At 41.0% G+C, this 451-nt stretch carries 1 protein-coding gene; it reads left to right on the forward strand.

All coding sequences use genetic code 11. From position 1 onward, the window contains the following. Positions 1-429 (forward strand): hypothetical protein (locus JQM68_RS13665; protein WP_235223566.1); only part of this gene is annotated, 429 nt, incomplete at its 5' end. Positions 430-451: the final 22 nt, after the last annotated feature.

A 451-nucleotide genomic window follows, 5' to 3' on the forward strand; every position in this document is an offset into this window, starting at 1 on the left:
GGAATAACGGTTTCCAAAACGCCGGAACGACGGTTTCCATTTCACCGGACTGGCGGTACCCCGCCACCGGAATATTCAACTGAACTTGCAGCGATAAAACCATTCAGCAATCAGGAATTTGAAGATTTAGAACTCGGTAAATTGGCATCACGATATATTAATCTACTTCATACTTCCAAAGATGTACTGAAATATAGAGAAAAAGGTGATTACGCTTATTTTGATATTTGGGATGATATTTATTATGAAAGATGTTCTCTGCTTGCCATATTTGTTAATCAATATGGGCTGACAATCGATGAGCCACATCAGGCCATCATAAATGAAATGATTATTGATGGAGAAAACGCCTCAGAAAATCTAAACGAGCTACTGTTAGAGTCGGACGGAAACGGCCAAATAGTGTCGGAAGAAAACGGCCAATCGTAGCCGCCTAAAAACGGCCGAATGG

The organism is Oscillibacter valericigenes (genome assembly GCF_021531435.1).
Taxonomy (GTDB): domain Bacteria; phylum Bacillota; class Clostridia; order Oscillospirales; family Oscillospiraceae; genus Oscillibacter; species Oscillibacter valericigenes_B.